The organism is Salinicola aestuarinus (assembly GCF_003206645.1).
Classification (GTDB): Bacteria; Pseudomonadota; Gammaproteobacteria; order Pseudomonadales; family Halomonadaceae; genus Salinicola; species Salinicola aestuarinus.
In genome coordinates, this window is the sequence record NZ_PZJP01000006.1 from 157,846 (window position 1) to 180,765 (window position 22,920).

Annotated in this window: 17 protein-coding genes and 1 tRNA gene; 15 read left to right on the forward strand and 3 right to left on the reverse strand. The window is 63.6% G+C overall.

Annotated elements, in window-relative coordinates:
- Window positions 1–11 precede the first annotated feature (11 nt).
- The 3 genes from DOM41_RS10455 to DOM41_RS10465 all read left to right on the forward strand — a co-directional run bounded on the left by DOM41_RS10455 (window position 12) and on the right by DOM41_RS10465 (window position 2,911).
- Entirely contained in the window at window positions 12–902 is an 891-nt protein-coding gene (locus tag DOM41_RS10455) for a hypothetical protein (protein ID WP_157956909.1), read from the forward strand.
- Between the two features lie 788 nt (window positions 903–1,690).
- The gene (locus tag DOM41_RS10460; protein ID WP_223160975.1) at window positions 1,691–1,993 is read left to right on the forward strand and encodes a DNA adenine methylase; all 303 of its coding nucleotides are present in this window, start codon (window positions 1,691–1,693) and stop codon (window positions 1,991–1,993) included.
- Between the two features lie 15 nt (window positions 1,994–2,008).
- Window positions 2,009–2,911, forward strand: coding sequence for an FRG domain-containing protein (locus tag DOM41_RS10465; RefSeq protein WP_110686810.1), 903 nt, complete (start codon window positions 2,009–2,011; stop codon window positions 2,909–2,911).
- Between the two features lie 192 nt (window positions 2,912–3,103).
- On the opposite strand, the gene DOM41_RS10470 is transcribed toward DOM41_RS10465, so the two are convergent.
- A tRNA-Ile gene (locus DOM41_RS10470) sits at window positions 3,104–3,180 on the reverse strand.
- Between the two features lie 115 nt (window positions 3,181–3,295).
- Between DOM41_RS10470 and DOM41_RS10475 the strand changes: the two genes are divergently transcribed.
- The 8 genes from DOM41_RS10475 to DOM41_RS10510 all read left to right on the forward strand — a co-directional run bounded on the left by DOM41_RS10475 (window position 3,296) and on the right by DOM41_RS10510 (window position 14,650).
- On the forward strand, window positions 3,296–3,904 hold the full coding sequence (locus tag DOM41_RS10475) for a hypothetical protein (RefSeq protein ID WP_245391808.1): 609 nt from the start codon (window positions 3,296–3,298) through the stop codon (window positions 3,902–3,904).
- 10 nt (window positions 3,905–3,914) lie between these two features.
- On the forward strand, window positions 3,915–4,661 hold the full coding sequence (locus tag DOM41_RS10480; protein ID WP_188112391.1) for a 4'-phosphopantetheinyl transferase family protein: 747 nt from the start codon (window positions 3,915–3,917) through the stop codon (window positions 4,659–4,661).
- 171 nt (window positions 4,662–4,832) lie between these two features.
- Window positions 4,833–5,804, forward strand: coding sequence for a helix-turn-helix transcriptional regulator (locus tag DOM41_RS10485; protein WP_245391809.1), 972 nt, complete (start codon window positions 4,833–4,835; stop codon window positions 5,802–5,804).
- A 126-nt stretch (window positions 5,805–5,930) separates the two neighbouring features.
- On the forward strand, window positions 5,931–8,051 hold the full coding sequence (locus tag DOM41_RS10490) for a TonB-dependent siderophore receptor (protein WP_110686813.1): 2,121 nt from the start codon (window positions 5,931–5,933) through the stop codon (window positions 8,049–8,051).
- A 307-nt stretch (window positions 8,052–8,358) separates the two neighbouring features.
- Complete coding sequence (locus DOM41_RS10495) at window positions 8,359–9,939, forward strand: pyridoxal phosphate-dependent decarboxylase family protein (RefSeq protein WP_110686814.1); 1,581 nt, start codon at window positions 8,359–8,361, stop codon at window positions 9,937–9,939.
- A 214-nt stretch (window positions 9,940–10,153) separates the two neighbouring features.
- Window positions 10,154–11,488, forward strand: coding sequence for a lysine N(6)-hydroxylase/L-ornithine N(5)-oxygenase family protein (locus tag DOM41_RS10500; RefSeq protein WP_110686815.1), 1,335 nt, complete (start codon window positions 10,154–10,156; stop codon window positions 11,486–11,488).
- Between the two features lie 20 nt (window positions 11,489–11,508).
- Window positions 11,509–13,959: a GNAT family N-acetyltransferase gene (locus tag DOM41_RS10505; RefSeq protein WP_110686816.1), complete on the forward strand. Its 2,451-nt coding sequence runs from the start codon at window positions 11,509–11,511 to the stop codon at window positions 13,957–13,959.
- Window positions 13,960–14,143: 184 nt separating this feature from the next.
- Window positions 14,144–14,650, forward strand: coding sequence for an RNA polymerase sigma factor (locus DOM41_RS10510; RefSeq protein WP_110686817.1), 507 nt, complete (start codon window positions 14,144–14,146; stop codon window positions 14,648–14,650).
- Here the strand turns inward: DOM41_RS10510 and DOM41_RS10515 are convergent.
- Complete coding sequence (locus DOM41_RS10515) at window positions 14,592–15,824, reverse strand: hypothetical protein (RefSeq protein WP_188112392.1); 1,233 nt, start codon at window positions 15,822–15,824, stop codon at window positions 14,592–14,594. The genes DOM41_RS10510 and DOM41_RS10515 overlap by 59 nt on opposite strands.
- 370 nt (window positions 15,825–16,194) lie before the next feature.
- Between DOM41_RS10515 and DOM41_RS10520 the strand changes: the two genes are divergently transcribed.
- Window positions 16,195–16,962 carry an ATP-binding cassette domain-containing protein gene (locus DOM41_RS10520; RefSeq protein ID WP_110686818.1) on the forward strand — a complete coding sequence of 256 codons (768 nt, stop codon included), beginning with the start codon at window positions 16,195–16,197 and terminating at the stop codon, window positions 16,960–16,962.
- A 280-nt stretch (window positions 16,963–17,242) separates the two neighbouring features.
- Window positions 17,243–19,276 carry a RecQ family ATP-dependent DNA helicase gene (locus DOM41_RS10525; RefSeq protein WP_110686819.1) on the forward strand — a complete coding sequence of 678 codons (2,034 nt, stop codon included), beginning with the start codon at window positions 17,243–17,245 and terminating at the stop codon, window positions 19,274–19,276.
- A 143-nt stretch (window positions 19,277–19,419) separates the two neighbouring features.
- Here DOM41_RS10525 and DOM41_RS10530 read toward each other — a convergent pair whose 3' ends face one another.
- The gene (locus DOM41_RS10530; protein ID WP_188112393.1) at window positions 19,420–20,304 is read right to left on the reverse strand and encodes a glycine betaine ABC transporter substrate-binding protein; all 885 of its coding nucleotides are present in this window, start codon (window positions 20,302–20,304) and stop codon (window positions 19,420–19,422) included.
- Window positions 20,305–20,711: 407 nt separating this feature from the next.
- Here DOM41_RS10530 and DOM41_RS10535 point away from each other — a divergent pair, with 407 nt between their 5' ends.
- Together DOM41_RS10535 and DOM41_RS10540 are read left to right on the forward strand one after the other, a co-directional pair.
- Window positions 20,712–21,971: a putative DNA modification/repair radical SAM protein gene (locus DOM41_RS10535; RefSeq protein ID WP_110686820.1), complete on the forward strand. Its 1,260-nt coding sequence runs from the start codon at window positions 20,712–20,714 to the stop codon at window positions 21,969–21,971.
- Window positions 21,972–22,014: 43 nt separating this feature from the next.
- On the forward strand, window positions 22,015–22,908 hold the full coding sequence (locus DOM41_RS10540; RefSeq protein WP_110686821.1) for a TIGR03915 family putative DNA repair protein: 894 nt from the start codon (window positions 22,015–22,017) through the stop codon (window positions 22,906–22,908).
- Window positions 22,909–22,920 lie beyond the last annotated feature (12 nt).

The following is a 22,920-nucleotide window of genomic DNA, read 5'->3' on the forward strand; positions in this document are numbered from 1 at the left end:
TCCAGCTAGTCGTGCTCAAACCCCTTCTTGCATTTATCCCGCTACTGGCGGGATATTTTTTTGTCACTAAGTGGCACGAGTCTCGTTACCTGGTGCGGAGGCAGAGCTCCCAAGGCGTCTATTTCTATGCGGCACTGGCTGGGATCGTACTACTAGCAGGCTCAGTTTTAGTTGTAGAACTACTAAGCTCACATTTGGAGTGGATTCGACAAAGCGCCCGTGACTGGATCGATCTTCATTTACCTTTGGAAGAGGAGACGGATAGCGATACGGCTGCGTACTGGATGCTGACTCTAGGGATTACGTTCGTGCTAGGGGTTGCAGGTAGCTATGTCCTAAATTTCTTCCAAGCGCTGATGTCGATGAAATCGAAGGATTTTGTCTTAATCTTCGGGAACGGCATCAAACAAAACAGAACCTGCCCTTGCTACTATGTAGCCGAAATCTATAAGCAACATTCTAGCAGAGCACCTCTTCGAAGAGCTCTAGCGCGAATGAATGCTGATTTTGAAATCGTACTGCTTCGCGCCTTTGAAAGCGGGAAACCTCTATGCTTCAACCTCAAAAGCGGGAAGGTGTATGTGGGATCGCTCGTAGGTGCCGTGGACCCTACCGATAGCCGGGACATGCTTAGAATACTGCCCTACATCAGCGGGTTTCGCAGTATGCCGGAGTTCGAGGTCGAATTTAGAACTTTCTATCGGAAAATTTACGACAAGATCGAGACTGAAAATGGGTTGAATCACCTAGATCCGGAGGACTTTGAAAAAGCTTTCAATTTTAATGATGTGGAATCGGTCCACATTTTTGATATAGCCGCCTACGTTGAGCTCCAACAAGCTGAACATTCCAGTAATCAAGGAGAGCATAGTCTTGATCCGCTGCCAGAAAGGGAACCGTAATTCCCAAAACGCCTTAAATTGGTTCCCCCCGCCATGGCCGCCATTCTGCGGCCATAGATACGACACCCGCACCACGCCACCGCATCGCCGTTTGCTCGGCACCGACCGCCAACCCGGTGGCGGTCTGCTCGCTGCGCGTCTCCGCCAGCGATGATCTGACCCAACTGATTACCGCCGGCACGTTCAGCACGCCGCGCGGATCGCTCGAAGGCAGTGGGCCGTGGCACCTGGACGAAGCGCTCGCCCGCTCGATCATCGATCGGGCGGCGGCACGCTACAACATCAAACGGTTAGAATGGAGATGCACCGGCGAGGAGCGATGCGTACATCAAAGTGGTGCTAGCAAGCTAAGCGTAATCGCTCCACGTTGACATTAGCGCTCGATGTCTTTGGAAGAAGGAATCTTTATCGGGGGCAGACTCCAGATCCTCGACCTGTGAATTTGCGGTTCGCTTAGCCTCATCTGACATGGCGCTAGCATCAATGGCTTCTTTCAAGCTCCGAACTGTTTCCAAGTATTTATCAAAGTAATGGGTTGCGCCCCCAACGTCTAAGCCTTTGACTCTTGTGGTTTTTATCGGTGCCGTATCACTTCCAGCTACTGTAATCGTGCCAAATTTCACCTTCCCGCAATCGTCTACAACTATGGCGTAGCCGCAACTTGGGGTGAGCCTATTTGATTTATGGAAGCAGTGGCTTCGACTGGTCAATGCCACCGGGACTATCGAGCTCTTTCAAGTAGCACCGTTCTATCATGAGGGGTTGACATGCACCAAAGGCAAGAATGCTTGCAGCGCTATGACCGCGCTCAAACGCATTTCTACCTCGACCCACCGTACTGGCAGGCTGAGGGCTACGGCGTCCCGCTCAGGATCGAGGAATACGAGCAGATTTCCGAGGTGATCGGTAAGCTCAAGGGCAAGGCAATCATCTCGCTCAACGACCACCCCGACATCCGGCAGGTCTTCGCTGGCTACCATATCGAGACGACGGATATCCGGTACACAGTGGGCGGTGGTAAGGGGCAAGACGCCCGCGAGGTGCTCATATTCAGCTGGGACGTCGAAGCCGAACCGGCGGGATTGTTCTAGGGGGGGGGGGGAAGCATGATTGTTAATGAAAGAACTTTCGATACCGCTGCACAGTTCATGCGGTTTTTATCACCGCTAAAAGACAAGTATTGGAGCGTACCCTACATTTTTCGTGGGCACGGACGTGCCTCCTACGTTCTGGCCCCGACTGCATTGAGGACTCATGGTCCCATCGCAGCTGGGAAGATGTTAGGCGTATACGACCCTCAAGCTCGGCAAGTCGACTACGAAATCGAGCTAATTCGGCTGTTTCTAAGAGGTTGCGATGCATCCGGAATAGCGGTGCCGGGGGATAGTCCCGACGCGCGCGAACAGCTTGGAATGGAGAGCGTCAAGAAGCTCGACGGGAGCCACAAGGATTCGTGGCCCCCAAAGGCTCTGTGGCCGATGCTAGCTACTGCGCAGCACCATGGGGTACCAACCTGTCTTCTCGATTGGACTCGTAGATCTTATGTCGCTGCCTACTTTGCTGCGTCAACGGCTTTAACCGATCCCGGGGATGAGCACTTAGCAGTATGGGCGTTGAACGTCAGCGACAGCGCTAATTGGAAGAGCCTGCGGTACCTGCAAATGCCTGGCGCCACCAGCCAAAACCTGGCCGCGCAAGACGGGGTCTTCACAGTTTCCACGTTGAGCGCGACATTTGGCGGGGGTAATGATTCGACGACTGTCGATCGACTGGAGGACGTGGTGGCCAGAGCTAGTCAACCTAAGCCCATCCTAATCAAGGCTTTGTTACCACGGTCTCAAGCACCATACCTTTTGAAGCTCTGCGCTGAATTCGGTGTAAAAGGGTCGACGCTCTTCCCGGGTTATCAAGGCGTAGCCAGAGAGGTCACCGATCAGGCCTATTCTGGTATCGATCTACAATCGCAGTGGACAGAGGCGGCCTTGGCTGAGGGGCTGGTGCCAAAGTAAGCGCAAAGGTAAGGGCGAATGGAGTCGTGGGGTAGTGCCAAAGGATGTGCAACACAGTGCCAAATCCAGCGCGACGCTACAAGTCAGTAAGGCGAATGGAGCAAAAGCACTAAGGGAATGCCTAACAGCCCCCTGTACAGCCACCCGCCAGAATCAGCGTTAGTTTGGAATTCAGTAAGATGCTGATTTTATTGGTGGGCCCAGTAGGACTTGAACCTACGACCAAGGGATTATGAGTCCCCTGCTCTAACCAACTGAGCTATAGGCCCGGAAACGCGGGAGCCGTATGATAACCAAAGCGTTCGGCACAGGCCAGCCGTCCCAAGCTCAGTTACCGTATAAGCTCAGTCGCCATGCAAGCCCAGTCGTCCAGGGAGGACACCCATGTCATCGAGCATTCTCATTCGCCGGCTGACGAGCCTGTCTCTCGCCACCGGTTTAATCGCGTTCAGCGCGCTGTCTCAGGCGGCGTGGCAGATGGACCCGAACCAGTCGAGCGTCACCGCGACGGTCACGGAGATCACCAGCGCTGGCGATGCCATTCCCCACGAGCATTCGCTGCGGCGAATGGAAGGCCAGATCAGCTCGGACGGCACGTTGCGCCTGCCGGTGCGGCTCAACCAGACGGATATCATTGACCGGCTGGGCGATCTGCCGCCGTGGATGACGTCTCTGACCAACACCACGCTGGTCACGGTGGTTACCCAACTGCCGCCGGAGCGCATCAATTCGCTCAACGTGGGCCAGTCGACGGTGGCGGTGCTCAACCTGCGCACCGATGCCAACGGCGAGCAGCGCGAAGAACAGCTACCGGTGCGCTTCACCCGCGAGGCCGAGGACGTGGTCCGCGTGCGCAATGCAGAGCCTGTCTCCATCGATGGGCGCGAGCTGATGAAGAATCAGACCGTGCGCTCGGTGCTCTCCCTGATGGGTTACCAGCAGATCGACAATGACGTACCGGTGACACTGGATGCCGTGCTCGTCGATCGGTGACCCTCACGGCATGACCGTTTCTTCCCCGCCCTCTCTCCCCCTGCCGCCGGGATGCCAGCCGCTGGATTGCGAATGGCCCTGGCGACAGGCGTTGGCAAGCGCTCACTTCGCGGCGATGCGCTTCGATACTGCGCTGCTGGCCGAGACCGACCCGTCGGTCTATCGGATCGATCTCTCCGAGCGTCTGCTCTCTTCGGCGGACAAGCGCCGGGCAGAGTACGTCGCCGGGCGGCTCTGTGCGCGGCAAGCACTCCACGATCTCACGCACGAGGCGGTCGCGCTGGGGCAGACGGCGGCCGGGCCACCGGCGTGGCCGGCCGGCACGGTCGGCTCGATCACCCACAGCCGCGGGCTGGCGGCGGCCGCAGTGGCCAGTCAGACAAGCGTTGCCGGTCTGGGGATCGACGCCGAGGCGCGAATCCCTGCTGCGCGCGCGCATCGGCTGGCGCCACAGATTCTGGTCGAGTCCGAGCGGGAGTGGCTCGCCACGCTCGACAGTGGTGCCGCCAGCGAGTTCGTGACGACCGCTTTCTCGCTCAAGGAGAGTCTGTTCAAGGCGCTCTTCCCGCTGGTGCAGCGACGTTTCTATTTTCACGATGCCTGTCTCGTCGCCTGGGATCCCGACCATGGCAGCGCGGCGATCGAGCTGCTGACGACGCTCTCTTCTCACTGGCCGGCGGGTCGACGCCTGGCGGGACACATCGCCGCACTCGACGACCACCTGGTGACACTGATTGCCGCGCCGCGACCAGCGTAAGCCCCCGCGGCACCCCGCGTGGCGGGGTCATTCTGGCGCCTTCCCCTCTGCCTCGCTGGCCTCGAACGCTGACTCGACCCAGTAGTGCTTGGGCTTCTTCAGTGATAGCGATTATCATTCGCGCATCGTCCTTCTGACTGGATCGTTGCCATGTCTTCTGCCAGGACCGCAGTGAAACAACCCGATGTGCCGCCGGCCTCTCGCGCGCTGACGGTGGATGACTTTGATCACTTCGAACGTCGCTATCGCGTCGAGCACCGCTTCGCCGCACCGTTGCCGCCCTCTTCAGCGGCCGATGCGATCGCCGAAGGGCGTGTCGAGGAGCAGCGACTGGCGACCGGTTGGCAGTGGGTGGGGTCGGATCTTTGCATCCATCGCACCTACGAGACCCACGCGCTGCCTGACGCCCCCGCGCATCTTTCGGTCATTCTGATGCTGGAGGGCGAAGCGACGATCACCCTCGGTGAGCACACCCACCACCTGCAAACCGGCGCGGGACTGCTGCTCGCCTACCCCGGCGCGGGGCGACTGACCGCGCGCCACGCGGCCCAGCCCCGGGTGCGGGCCATAAATCTGACGATCCCGGTCTCGGCGCTGGCAGCGGATACCCGGCTCGAGCCCCTGCGACCGCGACTCAACGCCAGTGGCGGCGGCTGGCCGCTGGTGGCCGGCGCCGGTCTGCAAGCCTCACTCGCCCACTGGCTCGACCACGCCCCCCAGCCCGGCGCGGCGCTATTGGCCGAGGGCCTGGCGCTGCAGCTGCTGGCCGCGGCGGCCGCTGTCTCGCCGGGGGGCGCCCTGCCTCCGTCCAGCGCCCGCCACGGCGACCGGCTGGCGCGGGTCCACCGCCTGATTCAGAGCCGCCCTGGCGAGGACTACACCCTCGCCTCGCTGGCCCGGCTCGCCTGCATGAGTTCGAGCTCGCTGCGCAGCAAATACCGCCAGCGCTACGGGCTCTCGCTTTTCGACCACCTCCGCCAGTGCCGGCTGGAGCTGGCGCACCGCCTGCTGAAAGAGGGTGGCGAAGTTCAGGAGGTGGCGTACTGCGTCGGCTACCGGCATCCGTCCAACTTCGCCACCGCCTTTCGCCGCCACCACGGGCTGGCACCGCGTGACATCGTCAACACCGCTCGTGTTCCCTAGCAAGACCTCGAATCGCGCCCTTTGCCATTGCGCATAGGGATCTTGTCACCGCGCATAGGCAGATGATCGCGCTTATCGGGAATAATTCTCGATAACATCTAATATTGAATCTCATCAGGAGTTTTCATGCGCGTTTCGAGTCGCCCGCTTCCCCACGCCGCCTGCCTGCTTGGCGTATCGCTGATTCCCCTGACCGCGCTTGCGCAGTCGAGTAGCGAGACGCCAAGCGCCGACACCCTCGAGACGGTGACGGTCACCGCACAGTCTGCCGCGACCAAGACCGAAACCCCCTTTCTGGAGACGCCGCAGACCGTCTCCAACGTCGACCGCGAGCAGATGGACATTCGCCACGTGCGCAGCGTGGGCGAAGCGGTGCAGTACACGCCCGGGGTCTACACCAACCAGATCGGCGCCACCCACCGCTATGACTATCTGGTGATGCGCGGCTTTTCCGATGGCAGCCTGAGCAACGTCTACCTCGACGGTTTGAAGGTGATGGGCGACGCCAACGGTTACAGCTCGATGGTCATCGATCCGTGGTTCCTGGACGACGTCGAGATCGTCAAGGGGCCGGCCTCGGTGCTCTACGGTCGCTCCTCCCCCGGCGGGCTGGTGGCGCTGACCAGCAAGAAGCCGCTGTTCGAGAGTCGCAACGAGATCCAGTTCAGCGCCGGCAACAACAACCAGCAAAGCGCGGCGTTCGACTTTTCCGGGCCGCTGGGCGATGAGCGCCGCGTCGCCTATCGGCTGGTCGGCATCGGCAGCAAGGCCGACACCCAGTTCGATCCGGTCGAGGACGAGCGCTACGCGATCATGCCCTCGATCACCTGGGACGCCACCGACAACACCACGCTGACCGTCATGGCCTACCTGCAACATGACCCGGAGGGCGGCTACCACTCCGGCGTACCGTTCGAGGGCGCGGTCAATGCGCGCAACGGCCAGCACATCGACAATGACTTCTTCGACGGCCAGGACGACTACGACAAGTTCGAGCGCTACCAGCGCATGTTCGGCTACGACCTCGAACACCGCTTCAGCGACCGCGTCACGGCCCGCCAGAAGCTCCGCTACCTCAACGCCGACGTGGCCATGGATCAGGTCGCGCAGATCGGCTGGCTCGGCGAGACCAACCAGCTGAACCGGGCCTACTACCGGGCCGATGAATCGATGCAGGCATGGACGCTGGACAACCAGGTCGAGGCCGAGATGCAGAGCGGTTTCATCGACCATACCGTGCTGGTGGGCATCGACTACCAGCAGCGCGAGAACGACGTGAAGTACGCAACGGCTGGCTTCTCGCCGATCAACCCGTTCTCGCCGAGCTATGACGGCGACCTGACCGGGCCGGCAAGCGTCTACGCCGACGAAACCCACCACCTCGACCAGACCGGCATCTATCTGCAGGATCAGATGACCTTTGACCGCTGGCGGGTGACTCTCGGCGGTCGCTACGACTGGGTCGATATCGACAACGACAACCATCTCACCAACGGCACCGACAGCAGCCTCGACGACACCCAGTTCAGCGGTCGCGCCGGGCTGCTCTATCTCTTCGACAACGGCGTCGCGCCCTACCTGAGCTACAACACCGCCTTCACCCCGACCAGCTTCACCGGTGCGGACGGCAATCTGCTCGAGCCGATGGAAGGCGAGCAGTGGGAGACCGGTCTCAAGTACCAGCCGCCGGGCACTCGCGATCGCTACAGCGTCTCGCTGTTCCGCATCAATCAGGAGAACGTGGCGACCAAGGAGCAGCCGACCGACGACTACCGCTCGGTGGGCGAGATCCAGTCCCAGGGCGTGGAGTTCGAGGCGCAGACCTGGCTGAGCGACGAATTCTATCTCCAGGCCGGCTACGCCTATACCGACATCACCTACGAGGAGAGCGACGTTCCCGGCGAAGAGGGCAACTACGCCATCTACGCACCGCGCCATCAGGCGAGCCTCTGGGGTCACTACGCCTTCAACCAGGGCCCGCTGGACGGGCTGGATGCCGGCGCGGGCGTGCGCTACTACGCCGACGTGCAGGCCGACCGCGCCAACAGCGACAAGGTACCGCCCTACACCCTGGTCGATGCCACGCTCGGCTATGATCTAGGCAAGCTCGGACTCGAGGGCGTCGACGCGCGGCTCAACGTCGGCAACCTGCTCGACGAGGAGTACGTCGCCTCCTGCAACTCGCTCAGCTACTGCTACTTCGGCGCCGAGCGCAGCGTGACGGCCACCGTCTCCTACCAGTTCTGATCCGCGTGCGCGGGCCGCCCCGGTCCGCGCCGCCACGCCACAGCATTGAGAGCGCCCCGCCGCCCCGCGCGTCGGGGCGCTCGTCGGTCTGCCGTCCGGGTTTCCCTGCTTGTCACGCGCCTAAGCGACATGGTCGTTCGCGCGGGCGGTCACAGGATGGCCATTTTCTTTGCAACGAAATGTTATGTCGGTTCAGAACCGGGCGGGTGACTCGTCTCCGATAGGCAGTCGATGAAAACGGTTTTCATTCTCATTATGAGCGCCGTCGAACTCGAGTCTTCCGGGCCGTCAGTCAGGAGCCGTCGTCATGCGATACGACACCCAAGCCACTCCCGCTATCCCGCTGCGACCGCTCGGGTCGCCGCCGCAGGACCCGTCACGGGCACTCTTCAGCGAGGCCACCCTTTCGGCGTATCACCAGGGCATGCAGCGCTGTGTCGATCAGGTACGTCGCACGCTCGACCACCATCGCCGGCCCACCAGCGGCGTGGCGCCCGACGAGCTGCAGCCGCTTATCGATGCCATCGACCTCGACAGCCCGCTGGAGACGCTCGACGCCGGGCTCGATGAACTGCAGCGGCTCTATCTGGACCATGCCGTTCACTTTCACGACCCGCACTACGTCGCCCATCTCAACTGCCCGATCACCCTGCCGTCGGTGCTTGCCGAGGCGATCGCCACGCCGCTCAATACCGCCGTGGAGACCTGGGACCAGAGCGCTGGCGCCACGCTGATCGAACAGAAGCTGATCGACTGGGTCGGCGCGCGTATCGGCCTGGGTGATGCCGCCGACGGCGTCTTCACCAGCGGCGGCACCCAATCCAACCTGATGGCGCTGATGATCGCCCGCGATCACGCCTGCGCCGCGGTGGCGGACCATCCCGGCAACCGCCATCACGGCCTGCCGGATAACTTCCGCGAGCTGCGTATTCTCGCCTCGGATGTCAGTCACTTCAGCGTGCAGAAAGCCGCTGCCCTGATGGGGCTGGGCTACGACGCGGTGATTCCGGTGCCGACGGATGCCGAGCGCCGGATGGACGTCGAGGCCCTCGGGGCAATCCTCGCCGAGTGCGAGCGTGACGGACTCAAACCCTTCGCACTGGTCGCGACGGCCGGCACCACCGACTTCGGTAGCATCGACCCGCTCTCGGCACTGGCCTCGATCTGCCAATCGCGCGGGCTATGGCTGCACGTCGACGCCGCCTACGGTGGCGGCCTGCTGCTCTCGCGACGTTATCGCCACTGGCTTGCCGGCATCGAGCAGGCGGACTCGGTCGGCGTCGATTTCCACAAGACCTTCTTCCAGCCGGTGAGCTGCAGCGCCTGCCTGGTGCGCGAGCGCGACCACCTGCAGTACGTCACCCACTATGCCGACTATCTCAACCCCCGCGATCAGGCCGAGACGGGGACGCCGGATCTGGTCAACAAGAGCCTGCAGACCACACGTCGGTTCGATGCGCTCAAGCTCTGGATGACCCTGCGAATCCAGGGGGCCGAGGCGCTCGGACACTATCTGGAGACGGTGATCGGCCTGACCCGGGAGACCTACCGCATGCTGTCCGCGCGGGAAGCGTTCGACGTGCTGATGCCGCCGGCGCTCTCGACGCTGCTCTTTCGATACGCCCCCGCCGGTATCGAGGAGGAGGCGCGAATCGAAGCCTTGAACCGCAAGATCCGCCAGATCCTGTCGCGCCGCGGCGAGGCCGTTGTCGCCGCCACCCGCGTCGACGGCCGGCTCTATCTCAAGTTCACCCTGCTCAACCCGCTCACCCGCGCCGAGGACCTTGCCCGCCTGCTCGATCGCATCGCCGAGCATGGCGATGCGCTGGCCGCCGAGTCGCTGACGGCCTTGCCGCCAGCGCATCCGTCGGTTCCGGAAAGCCCATGAGAGGTCCCTTACCGGGTCAGTGAGTCATCACTTTTTCGCCCATGTCGCGAGCCGGGCATCCCTCGAGAGCCTCCATCGACAGAGCCTTTAGAGAGAGCCTTTAGAGAGAGCCCTTCGAGAGAGCCCTTCGACAGAGCCTCACGAGAGCCCCCCATAGAAAGCGGTCATCGAGAGAGGCCTTTGTGCCCCACGCAGCCGTCAGGAGAAAACCGCCATGTCGGACAGAATTCACGACTTCATCGCCATCGGGCTCGGCCCGTTCAATCTGGGGCTCGCCTGCCTGGCCGACCCCATCGAGTCGCTCGACGGGCTTTTCCTCGAGCGCCAGCCAGCGTTCGACTGGCACCCCGGGCTGCTGCTGGAGGACGCCAGTCTGCAGACCCCATTCCTCGCCGACCTGGTCACGCTGGCCGACCCCACCAGCCGCTTCAGCTTTCTCAACTACCTGAAAGCCGAGGGCCGGCTCTACAACTTCTACATCCGCGAGAACTTCTTTCTCCTGCGCAACGAGTACAACCGCTACTGCCAATGGGTCACCACGCAACTCGACACCCTGCGCTTCGAGCAGTCGGTGGAGCGCGTCGAGCACGACAGCGAGGCGGATTGCTACACGGTGACCGCTCGCCATACCCGCAGCGGCGAGCCGCAGCGCTATCGCTGTCGCAAGCTGGTGCTGGGCACCGGTACCGAGCCCGTGATTCCCACCTGCTGCGAGAGCGTGCGAGACCGGCTCGTCCACTCCGCGGACTATCTCGAGCACAAGGCCGCGCTGCAGTCGAAAGCGTCGATCACCCTGGTCGGCAGCGGCCAGAGCGCGGCGGAGATCTATCTCGACCTGCTGGAAGCGCAGCCGCAGCACGGTTATGCCCTCGACTGGGTCACGCGCTCGCCGCGTTTCTTCCCGCTGGAGTACGGCAAGCTGACGCTGGAGATGACCTCGCCCGACTACATCAACTACTTCCATGCACTACCGGAGACGACGCGAAACCGCCTGATGCACGAGCAAAAAGGGCTCTACAAGGGCATCGATCTCGATCTGATCAATGCCATCTACGACCGGCTCTACACCCGCTCGCTGGACGGCGCGGTCGATACCCATCTGGTGACCTGTGCCGCGCTGGATAGCTGCCGCTTCGACCCGGCGCATCGTCGCTTCTCACTCGGCTTCGTCCACACCGAACAGGAGACCGCGTTCGACCACGTGACCGAGGGGCTGATTCTCGCCACCGGCTATGCGCCCCGTCGTCCGGACTTCCTCGCGCCGATCGAGCACCGCATCCAGCGCGATGCCGCCGGGCGCTACGCCGTCGGCCGCTACTACAACATCGATGCCAACGCCGACCTCTTCGTGCAGAACGCAGAGCTTCATACCCACGGGCTGGTAGCGCCGGATCTCGGCATGGCGTGCTATCGCAACGCCTGTCTTATCCGCGAGCTGGCCGGGCGTGAGGTCTACCCGGTCGAACGCGGCTTCACCTTTCAGGACTTCGGCGCGCCGCGGAACGACCGCTTCACGCCCCGATTCACCTCCCAGCGCCAATCCGCCTGAACACCACCGGAGACCGCCGCATGACTCTGCCACAGACACCTCGGACGACACCCGCTACCGCCGACGCCAGTTGCCTCTATCGCGACGGGCGCGACTTTCATTGTGCCTGGCCCGGCATTGGCACGCTGTCGCTGCGCCCGCTGGATACGACGCGCGACATCGACACGATCTACGCCTGGGTCAGCGCCGATCGTGCACGCTTCTGGGGGATGACCCAGGACACCCGGGAACAGGTCGCCGCGTTCTATCGACGCCTGCAGGCCAGCGCGAGCGCGCAGGCCTATATCGGTCTTCACGACAACCGCCCGGCATTTCTCGTCGAGCTCTACGATCCCGCCGAGGACCCGGTCGGCGATCACTTCGCGCCGCAAGCCGGGGACCGCGGCATGCACTTTCTCGTCGCGCCATTGGATGCGGAACGCCAGCCGATCTCGGGTTTCAGTCAGGCCGTGCTCGACACCATCGTCGCCTTTCTCTTCGACGACGCGGCCACTCGCCGTATCGTGGTCGAGCCGGACGTTACCAATACCAAGATTCACCCGCTCAATCGCCGTGCCGGCTTCGTCTACGACCGCGAGATTCAGCTCGCCGAGAAGACCGCGCATCTGGCGTTCTGCTACCGCGAGCCGCAAGCGAAGCCTCCCGCGGACCAGGCGTTGGGCGATACCGCCACCCATCACCTCGAGCCCGACCGTTGGGCGCGGGCCAACCGCGACCTGCTGGCCAAGGCGATCGCCGAATTCGCTCACGAGCGGCTGCTGAGACCCGAGGCGGTGAGTGCCGGCGAGGGCGGAGCGTGGGGGGACTATCGCCTTACCGGTGACGATGCGCCGGTCGAGTACCGCTTCCGCGCCCGGGTCATGGCGCTGGATCACTGGGTCATCGACCCCGCCACGCTGGTCAAGCGCGAGAGCGGCGAGCCGCGCGCCCTCGATGTCGCCGCCTTTCTCCTCGAGTGCCGCGAACGCCTGGGAATCGATCCGGGGAATCTGCCGACCTATCTCGAAGAGATCGCCAGCACCCTCGCCGGCGCCGCCTACAAGCTCGGCCGCGACCTGCCCCCCGCCGAGGCCCTGGCGCTGGCGGATTTCCAGACGCTGGAAATGGCGATGAGCGAGGGCCACCCGTGCTTCGTCGCCAACAGCGGTCGGATAGGATTCGATGTCGAGGACTATCACCGCTACGCCCCGGAGACCGGTCATGCCGTGCGCCCGCTTTGGCTTGCCGCCAGCCGGTCCTGCACGGAGTACAGCGCCATCGACGGCCTCGATATCGACACGCTGATGCGCGATGAGCTGGATGCCGCGACGCGTGAGCGCTTCGAGGCGACGCTGCGCGCCCGCGCCCTCGACCCCGCCGACTACCTCTTGATGCCGGTGCATCCGTGGCAGTGGCGACACAAGCTGGCAATCACCTTTGCCGGCGAGGTCGCCGAGCGCCGGCTAGTCCTGCTCGGCGAGGGCGACGACGACTACCGCGCGCAGCAGTCGATCCGCACCTGGTTCAATGTCTCACGCCCCGAGCGGCGCTACGTCAAGTTCGCGCTGTCGATTCTCAACATGGGCTTCATGCGGGGGTTGTCGACCTATTACATGCGGGGCACCCCGGCCATCAATGCCTGGGTCGAGCAGGTGGTCACGCATGACCCGGAGCTACAGGCTCGAGGGTTCCGCGTGCTGCGGGAAGTCGCGACGCTCGGCTATCACCATGCGCACTTCGAGACCGCCACCGACCGTCAGAGTCCCTACCAGAAGATGCTCGCCTGCCTGTGGCGGGAGAGCCCCTATGCCGGACTGTCGTCCGGTCGTCGTCTGATGACCATGGCGGCGCTTCTGCACCGGGATAGCCAGGGCCGGCCCTTGCTGCCGGCGCTGATCGTCGCCTCGGGTATCGACGCCAGCGCCTGGATCGACCGCTACCTCGCCGCCTACATGACGCCGCTGCTGCACTGCTTCTTCGCTCACGACCTGGTCTTCATGCCCCACGGTGAAAACCTGATTCTGGAACTGGAGGACCACTTGCCGGTCGGTGCGATTCTGAAGGATATCGGCGAAGAGACGGGGGTCTTCGACAACGGCCAGGACCTGCCGGCAGCCGCCCGGCGCATCGCCGTCGAGGTACCGGAGGCGCTAAAAAGTCTGTCGATCCTGACCGACCTGTTCGACTGCTTCTTCCGCTTTCTGGCGCCGATCCTCGATGAATCCGGCCTGATGAGTGCCCGCGACTTCTGGCAGCGGGTCGCCGCCTGCATTCACGACTATCAGGCGCGCCACCCCGGGCTTGCCGACAAGTTCGCGCGCTTTGATCTGTTCACGCCGACCTTCCCCCTGTCGTGTCTCAATCGCCTGCAACTTCGCGACAACCGGCAGATGATCGATCTTGCCGACCCGGCCAAGAACCTGCAGTTCGCCGGCGACCTGACCAATCCCATCGCCGAATTTCGCGACGACACCGGACGCACCGGAGAATAGCCCCTGAGTAGAGTCCCTGAGTAGAGGCCCCGAGGAAAGCCCCTGAGACGCGCGCCGCTTTCAACGCCTCGCATTGAGGTCACCTCGGGGATACGAAGAGAAACATTTCACCGACCTATATGATAACGATAATCATTAGTATTAATGCCATGATCGTCGCTCGTTCATCCCAACGGGCACGATCATGCATGGCTCTCTCATCGAATCGCTTTACGTCCGGCATCGTCCCGAACTGCTGGGCTTTCTGACCCGGCGCACCGGCTGCCAAGAGCAGGCGGCGGACCTCTGCCAGGAAATCTACCTGCGACTCTCCAGAACGCCCGATACGGGGCTGCCCGACGACGCGCGCGCCTACCTTTTTCGCATCGCGCGCAATCTATTGATCGACCAGCATCGACGCTCTGCGCCAACGGTGATCGCCCTCGACTCGGTAGAGGCGACGCTGAGCTGCCCTCGCGCCTGCCCGGAGACCACGGTCTGCGATCGCCAGTGCGCGCATCAGCTCCAAGACCTGCTCGCCCGCCTACCACCGCGACTGCGTCAGGCGCTGATCTGGCATCGCCTGGAGGGGCTGACCCAGCGCGAAATCGGTGAACGCCTCGGCGTTTCCGAGCGCATGGCGGGGCGATACGTTACTCAGGCACTCTCGCAGTGTCAGGCGGCGCTGGCGGCGATGGAGGGCGGCGATTAACGCCGGCGACTGGCTGTCGCTTCACCATCCAGCGCGGCACTTTCGAGGTCGCCCGCAGCAGCGGCACCAGCAGCCAGAGCAGCGGTGCGATCACCCAGACATAGAGGAAGCGACCGACGATCAGCAGCGGCAACAGCACGATCGTCCAGAGCAGGAACTGCCCCAGCCAGGCCGGCCACCCGAGCCACCCGGCAAGACCGGCACCCATCGCATTGACCAGACTCGGGTGCTCGATCACCACGTAAACGGTGCCCATCACCGCCGCGACCCGGGCGGTTCTCGTCAGCGTTGCGAAGCGACCGCTCCCGGCAATGGCGTCGGCGGCGGCGAGACGCGTACCCTGCCCTTCGGCTACGGCGCCGACGCGTGCCGCCCGTCCGGCCCGGAGCACCTTGACCGCGCTGCCCATCACCAGCAGGTCGACGCCCGCCCAACCGACGTCGGCCGCGCCGATGGGTTCCCCGCGGCGCCACTCGCTTTCCAGATCGCGCACCCCGCCGGTGAAGAACTCACCGATATCGCTGACCAGCCGCTCGCTCTGCAGCCGTGTGACTTGCCCGTCGGGCCCGACGACGAATTCACGCAGGAAGTCGTGGCCGTCGCGCTCAAGGGTCGCAACGGCGATCTGACCCCGCCGTTGCGGTGTCAGGGTGTCGAGCGCTGCCGACGGGGCGTGCGCCGCCCGACGCGACGCCGCCTCGTCGCTGTTGCCATCGACAGGCGCATCGCCCTCGGCGGCTTGCTCCCCTAACCAGCCGTTCAGGGTCTCGCTTGCCGAGCGGTAGTGCTCGCCGAGCCAGTGCTGGGCGCGAACGGTGAGGATGTCGTGGTCGCGGTAGTAGGCCACCGGCAGCACGATATCGGCGCCGAAACGACGCAGCGCCTGCTGGAAGTCGGGCTCGAGCCCATGGGCGAGCAGCACCTGGCGGGCGGTATCACCGTGGTTGAGGATCGCCAGCCGCGCGCTCATCCAGAGTGCGGCATCGTCGGCGTAGTCGAGAAACAGCGCGTTGATCGCCGCTGACTCGTTGGCCAGCGCCGGGGCGATCGCCGGCAACGCCTGACCGGCCTCCAGTCGCACCAGGCGCTCGTCGAACGGCTCGGCGCTGCCGAGCGAGGTCAGCCCGGCGGCCAGCAGCAGTGCCGCGATCAGTGTCACGACTGCGATTTTCATGGCCTTTCCTTTTGCTCTCGGCGCTTGGCCTCTCTTTTTCCTTCGCCGCCCATCTGTCGTCGACCGGCCTTGTCGTCGCGCGACCTGACACCCTGGGGCAAAGCGGAACGCGTCGACTCTACGTCGTGCGCGGCTTTGCCCGCTACTGCCACGGCGATGACCCGCCGCCGGCAAGGCCCACGAGCCTGCAATGACGCCCCTCGCCCCGGCCCATCGCCCCGTTATTGGCGACAACCCGGGGTAGAACCCCGGCGGCGGTGAGGCTTGACGCAAGCGAGAAGCAGCGACACTTGCCTTTGATAACCGTTCGTATCTGCATTAGGATGGCATCCTGCTCATTCGTCCATCACTGCCGTGAGGTGTCCCGCCCATGTTCGAAGTCCAGTCGGCCAGCTTCGAGATATCGGGAAAGACCCTGCTCTCCCCCATCGATTTCACCTTCGGTGAGGGCAAGATCTACGGCTTGATCGGACACAACGGGTCGGGCAAATCCACGCTGCTCAAGCTGCTCGCCCAGCAGCAGCCGGTGAGCAACGGCCGCATCACCCTCGACGGCCGCCCCCTCGATCAGTGGAAACCGCGCGAGTTTGCTCGCCACGTGGCCTACCTGCCGCAGCAGTTGCCCAGCGCGGACAATCTCACCTGCCGCGAGTTGATCGGCTTTGGCCGTTACCCCTGGCACGGTCTGCTGGGTCGGATGTCGCGTCACGATCAGCGCCAGATCGACCGCGCCATCGAACTCACTCACACCGAAGCCTTCGCCGACCGTCTGGTCGACACGCTTTCCGGCGGCGAGCGTCAGCGGGTCTGGCTCGCCATGCTGCTGGCCCAGGGCAGCCGCTATCTGCTGCTCGACGAGCCGCTGGCCGCGCTCGATATCGCCCATCAGGTCGAAGTCCTCGCGCTGGTGCGCAAGCTCTGCCAGGAGCTGGGCCTCGGAGTGATCATCGTGCTGCACGACGTCAACATGGCCGCGCGTTACTGCGATCATCTGGTCGCCCTGCACAGCGGCTCGCTGCTCGCCGAGGGCGAACCCTCGACCTTGATGAACGGCGTCAACCTCGAGGCGATCTACGGCATTCCGATGCAGGTGATGAACCACCCGGGTACTGCCTGCCCCATCGCTGTCCTGCAGTAATCCTTGGCGCTGCCAACGACGCTCACCGGCGCGAAACGCGCCTTCCCCCCTTCGGATCGGGTCACTTTCTGATTGAGGCCGGGTCCCTACCTGGATTAGACCGTATCCCTCTCTGGCTTAGACCGGATAGCCTGCTATCGACGATGACCGTTGCCGTGATGCCTCAGGCGTCTCGCCACCACTGGCGCATTCGGTCTGGCGGGGGTGATACCCTCTCGCTCGACGACGTCGTGTGACGTCACCTCACCTTCCCCCCGACGCCAGCGAACGGACACGACCCATGACCCATACCGCCCGCGATACCCTTCAGCGCGTCTTCGGCTTCGACGATTTTCGCGGTGGCCAGGGCGCCGTGGTCGAGCGCGTCATCGCGGGACGCTCGACCGCGGCCATCTTTGCCACCGGCGCGGGCAAGTCGCTCTGCTACCAGCTGCCGGCGCTCCATCTGCCGCATCTGACGCTGGTGGTCTCGCCGCTGCTGGCGCTGATGCACGACCAGCTCGCTTTTCTCCAGCGCCACGGCATCAGTGCCGCCAGCCTCGACTCGACCCAGGATCGCGACACGTCGCGCGATATCATGGAGCGTGCGCGCCAGGGAGAGCTGAAGATCCTGATGGTCTCGGTGGAGCGCCTCAAGAACGAGCGCTTCCGCCACTTTCTGCGCCGCGTCGATATCTCGCTGCTGGTGATCGACGAGGCGCACTGCATCTCCGAGTGGGGACACAATTTCCGTCCGGACTACCTGAAGCTGCCGGACTATCAGCGTGAATTCGGCATTCCGCAGGCGCTACTGTTGACCGCCACGGCAACGCCGGCGGTTATCGGCGACATGCGCGAGAAGTTCGCCATCGCCGAGTCGGACGTGATCACCACCGGATTCTATCGCTCCAACCTCGAGCTGCTGGTCGAGCCGGTGCCCGCCGAGCGCCGTGTACAGGCACTGACCGAGTGGCTGTCGGCACCGCCGACGGATACGCCGAGCGGGAATGACGCGCCCGACGACCCGGTGTTCGATGCCAACGCCCCCACCATCGTCTACGTCACGCTGCAGCAGACCGCCGAATCCGTGGCCAACGCGCTGGCAGGCGCGGGCTTTGCGGCGCGGGCCTACCACGCTGGCCTCGATGCCGAGACCCGCGAGGCGATTCAGCAGGGCTTCATGGCCGGCGACATTCCCTGCATCGTCGCGACCATCGCCTTCGGCATGGGCATCGACAAGGGCGATATCCGCCGAGTCATTCACTACGATCTGCCCAAATCGATCGAGAACTACAGCCAGGAGATCGGCCGCGCCGGGCGCGACGGCAAACGCGCCCGCTGTCTCACCCTCGCCGGACGTGACGGCCTCCGGGTGCTCGAGAACTTCGTCTACGGCGATACGCCGGAGCGACAGGGCATTCGCCACGTTCTGGAAGAGATCGCCGCCGCGGGGCGTCAGCCGGATCGGCAGTGGCCGGTGCTGCTCAACACGCTCTCCAAGGAGTCCAACGTGCGTCTTCTGGCACTGAAGACGCTACTGGTCAGGCTCGAGATGCTGGGCGTCATCGCCCCACGCTTTGCCTTTCTCGCCGAATACCGTCTTCGCTACGTCGAGGCGAGCGAGACGCTGATCCAGCGCTTCGAAGGGGAACGAGCGGATTTCGTGCGACTGATCGTCGACAACATCCCCGTGGCGCGAACCTGGGGCACGGTGGACTTCGACCGCCTCTTTCGCGCCGGCGAAGCAGCGGGAATCGACGCGTCTCGCGCTCGCGTCATCACTGCGCTCGAGTACTTTCAGGAGAAGGGCTGGGTGGTACTCGAAGGCAAGCGCATGACGGATGTGTTCGAGGTCCGCGAGCCCGACGCCGATATCGAGACGCTCACCGACACCCTCACCGCCGAGGGCGACACCTTCGAACGCCGCGAGATCGAGCGGCTGGCGGCGATGCTTCAGCTGTTCGAGTCGGAAACCTGTCTCAGCCGCCGGCTGGCGGAGTACTTCGGTGACGACCGGCTCAGCACATCCAGCGCCCCCCAGGGCTGTGGTCACTGCTCGGTCTGCTACGGCCGCATCGCACGTCTGCCGCCGCCCCCACCGCAGCCGGCGCCCTCGGACTCGGCGCTCGCCGCGATGCTCAATCCCTTTATCGCTCGTCATCGCGAGCAACAGGGGATCGCGCCCAGCGACAAGCGAATGGCGCATTTTCTCTGCGGGCTGCCGATGCCGGTTTTCACTCCGCTCAAGGCGCGCTCACTCGATGGTTTCGCGAGTCTGGAGCAGTACGCCTACCCACAGGTCCGCCAGTGGACGGCAGCGTTCGCCGAGCTATAACGCCGACGCAGCCCGCAGCCCGCAGCCCGCAGCCCGCAGCCCGCAGCCCGCAGCCCGCAGCCCGCGCGGCATGCTGGCGACGGCGACAAAAAAGCCGCCATNNATGGCGGCTTTTTTGAATCAGGCGATGTCGCAGTAGCGACTTAGCTCTCGGAAGTGCCTTCGAGCCACTCGTTGACCGTGTCCTGGTTCTCTTCGACCCACTGCTTGGCGTTCTCGTAGGGGTCGGCTCCCTCTTCCTGGTTCATCAACATCACTTCGCCCATCTGCTCCGGGGTCCAGTGGAAGTTGTCGAGGATGGCGTAGGCTTCCGGCATCTCTTCCTTGAGCCCATTGTGCACGATGGTGTCGATGTTCTCGGCGTCGCCGAAGGCCTTCTCCGGGTCGTCAAGGTACTCGAGATCCCAGCGCGCGAACATCCAGTGCGGAGTCCAGCCGGTCACGACGATATCTTCTTCGTTCTGGATGGCGTTACCCAGGGCGGACGTCATGGCCGCGCCACTGCTGGACTGCAGCGAGAGGTTGTCGAGTTCGTAGGTATCCATCGCCTCTTCCGACTGCGCCATCAGGCCGGCACCCGGATCGATACCGACGATCTGGCCGCCGAACAGATCGGCGTTGTCGTTAAGATCGGCAATCGAGGAGACCTTGTCGTGCGTGTAGCTCGGCACAACCCATCCCAGCTTGGTGCCCTCGAGGTTGGGACCGAGGTCCTCGACGTCGTCCTGAACGCGCTCCAGGTAATCGCCGTGGGTCGTCGGCAGCCAGGCCGCGACGATCGCGTCGGCGTCACCGGTACCGACCGCCTGCCACATCACTGCCGCGGAGAGCGAGTTCATGTTGACGTCGAAACCCTGCTGTTCCAGCACGGCGCGAACGACGTTGGTAGAGGCGACTTCCGAAGCCCACTCGACGTAGGCGAGATCGATGGTTCCCTTGCTCGCGTCCTGCGCTTGAGCCGCACCTGCCGTACCGGCGGCGGCCAGTGCCGCGGCCAGCGCAATATGACGTGAAGAAATCGAGATCATTATAGATACCACCTTTGTCCGAATTATTGTTCGTCCATCACGGCGTTTCACCGTAAACCTGCGTAAATGATTGTAGCTTCCCCCCGTCTCCAATCAACAGGTTAAGTCAAATTCCTCGATAATCAACGATATGGAAAACCCCGTGGACGGGGGCCAAAGCCACAAATAGCGTCTCTTAGTCGCCTATTAAAAGCGCTCGAAAATTCATCGACAGCCAGCCTCAAAATCTGTCTTTTTTACAGCTAAATCAGAGTGATAAATCGGCTGATAAACCCCCGAACGCTGTCTTCCTGACTCCCGTTCACCGGGTTGAATCGCGGGACGCCGACGCGGGCTCATTCGCTATCGCCAGCACGGCAGAACCTCTATACTGTATGGATGAACAGTTATCGAGCGGAGCGCTCACCATGGAGTTGATCGACAAGCTTTCCATCCTTGCCGATGCCGCGAAGTACGATGCTTCGTGTGCCAGCAGCGGCGCGCCACAGCGCTCCTCACGCGGCAAGACGGGCGTCGGCGCGTCCAACGGGACGGGGATCTGTCACAGCTTCACGCCGGATGGCCGCTGCGTGTCGCTCCTGAAAGTGCTGATGACCAACTTCTGCCTGTTCGACTGCCAGTACTGCGTCAACCGGCGTTCGAGCAACATTCCCCGCGCGCGCTTCACGCCAGAGGAGATCGTCAGGCTCACGCTCTCCTTCTACCGTCGCAACACCATCAGCGGGCTCTTTCTGAGCTCCGGCATCATCCGCTCCAGTGACTACACCATGGAGCAGATGATCGAGGTGGCGCGCCAGCTTCGCGAGGTTCACGAGTTTCGCGGCTACATCCACTTGAAGGCGATACCCGAGGCGGACCCCAAGCTACTCGAGCAGGCGGGGCGCTACGCCGACCGGCTCAGCGCCAACGTGGAGCTGCCGACGCTCACCAGCCTGAAGACGCTGGCACCGGAGAAGGAACTGGGCACGATTCATACGGCGATGGGCCAGATCCGCGAGGGAATCGATGCCGCCAACGACGGGGCTCGCGCCGACGCTCGCCATCCGCCGCGAAGCGCCAACCCGAAACGCCAGGCGCCGCGCTACGCCCCCGGCGGCCAGAGCACCCAGATGATCGTGGGTGCCGATGCCACCGATGACCGCACCATCCTGCAGTCCGCACAGCAGCTCTATCGCAGCTTCCGCCTGAAGCGCGTCTACTACTCCGCCTTCAGTCCGATTCCGGAACGGCCGGCGGGGTTGCCGCAGGCCGCGCCGCCGATGCTGCGGGAGCACCGTCTCTATCAGGCGGACTTTCTGATCCGTACCTACGGCTTTCAGGCGGAGGAGATTCTTGGCAAACCGGGCAATCTCGAGCTGGATATCGACCCCAAGCTGGCCTGGGCGTTGAACCACCGCGACGGATTCCCGGTCGACCTCAACACTGCCGAGCCGGGCATGATCGGCCGAGTGCCGGGCATCGGATTGAGAAGCGTCCAGCGGCTGGTCGAACTGCGGCGTCATCGCAAGATTCGATTTCAGGATCTGGTCGCACTGCGCTGTCGTCTGGAGACGCTGAAACCGTTCGTGGTGACACAGGACTACCGCCCCGCCGATGCGGCCCGCGACAGCCAGCGCCTGCGCCAGACGATGACCGAACCGCAGCCGGCGCAGCTCGCGCTGATCTAGGCGCGTCGTGCGCCATGCAAAGCGGCCAGAAGGGAGACGCGCGATGATCGACAGCCCCGGCACCTCAACACTCATCGTCGCCTACGCCAGTGACTTCGACGGCTGGCGCGAACAGGCCCGACAGCTGCTCAAGGCCGGTATCCCCCCGGCACGGGTGACCTGGCGGGATGGCAGCGATCGCAATGACGATCTCTTCTCGATGGGGGCGGAGTCGCTGCCGATAGCACCGAATGCACCGACGCCGACGATTGCGCGCGCGCACCTACAGGCGCTAAGCCGGGCGGCGCGCTACCGTACCCAGCCCCACGAAATCGGGCGTTGGCCGCTGCTCTATCAGACGCTATGGCGACTCTCGCGAGGGGATGAGACAGCGCTCAATGCGGCCGACGAGACCGGCGCCGAAGTCCAGCGGCGCCAGCATGCGGTCAAACGCGAGGCGCATCACCTGCACGCGTTTCTGCGCTTTCACCCCGATGCCGATGCCAGGGGCGAGTGTTTTGTCGCCTGGTTCGAGCCCGCCCACGAGGTGCTCGATCTCGGTGCCGAACACTTCGCCGACCGGCTGGGCAGCGCGCGCTTTCGGATTGCGACACCGCAAGGCGGCGTCGAATGGAATGGGGAGCACTTCACCTATCACGCCACCTGCCCGCGCGAGTGGCGCGCCCGGGCGCAGTCGGCGGCCAGTGCCGACGAGGATCGCGCGCTCTGGCGAACCTACTTCGTCAGCACGTTCAATCCCGCCCGGCTCAATCACAAGGTCATGACCCAGCACATGCCGCAGCGCTTCTGGCGCCATCTCAGCGAGGGTGACCTGATTCCCGCCCTGGAGGCGAAGGCACGCCATGGCGGCCAGCGTCTCGCGCAGGAAGCGAGCGTCGGTGAACGCAAGGGCAAGGCGCTGCCACCGGCGCGTCCAGAGCGTGACGCAGACGCCTGACGCCGCGCCGGG

Excerpts from the sequence above, each read along its gene's own strand:
- DOM41_RS10465 (WP_110686810.1), top strand. The coding sequence starts at position 2,009 with ATGATTGTTAATGAAAGAACTTTCGATACCGCTGCACAGTTCATGCGG.
- DOM41_RS10475 (WP_245391808.1), top strand. The coding sequence starts at position 3,296 with ATGTCATCGAGCATTCTCATTCGCCGGCTGACGAGCCTGTCTCTCGCC.
- DOM41_RS10480 (WP_188112391.1), top strand. The coding sequence starts at position 3,915 with ATGACCGTTTCTTCCCCGCCCTCTCTCCCCCTGCCGCCGGGATGCCAG.
- DOM41_RS10490 (WP_110686813.1), top strand. The coding sequence starts at position 5,931 with ATGCGCGTTTCGAGTCGCCCGCTTCCCCACGCCGCCTGCCTGCTTGGC.
- DOM41_RS10495 (WP_110686814.1), top strand. The coding sequence starts at position 8,359 with ATGCGATACGACACCCAAGCCACTCCCGCTATCCCGCTGCGACCGCTC.
- DOM41_RS10500 (WP_110686815.1), top strand. The coding sequence starts at position 10,154 with ATGTCGGACAGAATTCACGACTTCATCGCCATCGGGCTCGGCCCGTTC.
- DOM41_RS10505 (WP_110686816.1), top strand. The coding sequence starts at position 11,509 with ATGACTCTGCCACAGACACCTCGGACGACACCCGCTACCGCCGACGCC.
- DOM41_RS10510 (WP_110686817.1), top strand. The coding sequence starts at position 14,144 with ATGCATGGCTCTCTCATCGAATCGCTTTACGTCCGGCATCGTCCCGAA.
- DOM41_RS10515 (WP_188112392.1), bottom strand. The coding sequence starts at position 15,824 with ATGAAAATCGCAGTCGTGACACTGATCGCGGCACTGCTGCTGGCCGCC.
- DOM41_RS10520 (WP_110686818.1), top strand. The coding sequence starts at position 16,195 with ATGTTCGAAGTCCAGTCGGCCAGCTTCGAGATATCGGGAAAGACCCTG.
- DOM41_RS10525 (WP_110686819.1), top strand. The coding sequence starts at position 17,243 with ATGACCCATACCGCCCGCGATACCCTTCAGCGCGTCTTCGGCTTCGAC.
- DOM41_RS10530 (WP_188112393.1), bottom strand. The coding sequence starts at position 20,304 with ATGATCTCGATTTCTTCACGTCATATTGCGCTGGCCGCGGCACTGGCC.
- DOM41_RS10535 (WP_110686820.1), top strand. The coding sequence starts at position 20,712 with ATGGAGTTGATCGACAAGCTTTCCATCCTTGCCGATGCCGCGAAGTAC.
- DOM41_RS10540 (WP_110686821.1), top strand. The coding sequence starts at position 22,015 with ATGATCGACAGCCCCGGCACCTCAACACTCATCGTCGCCTACGCCAGT.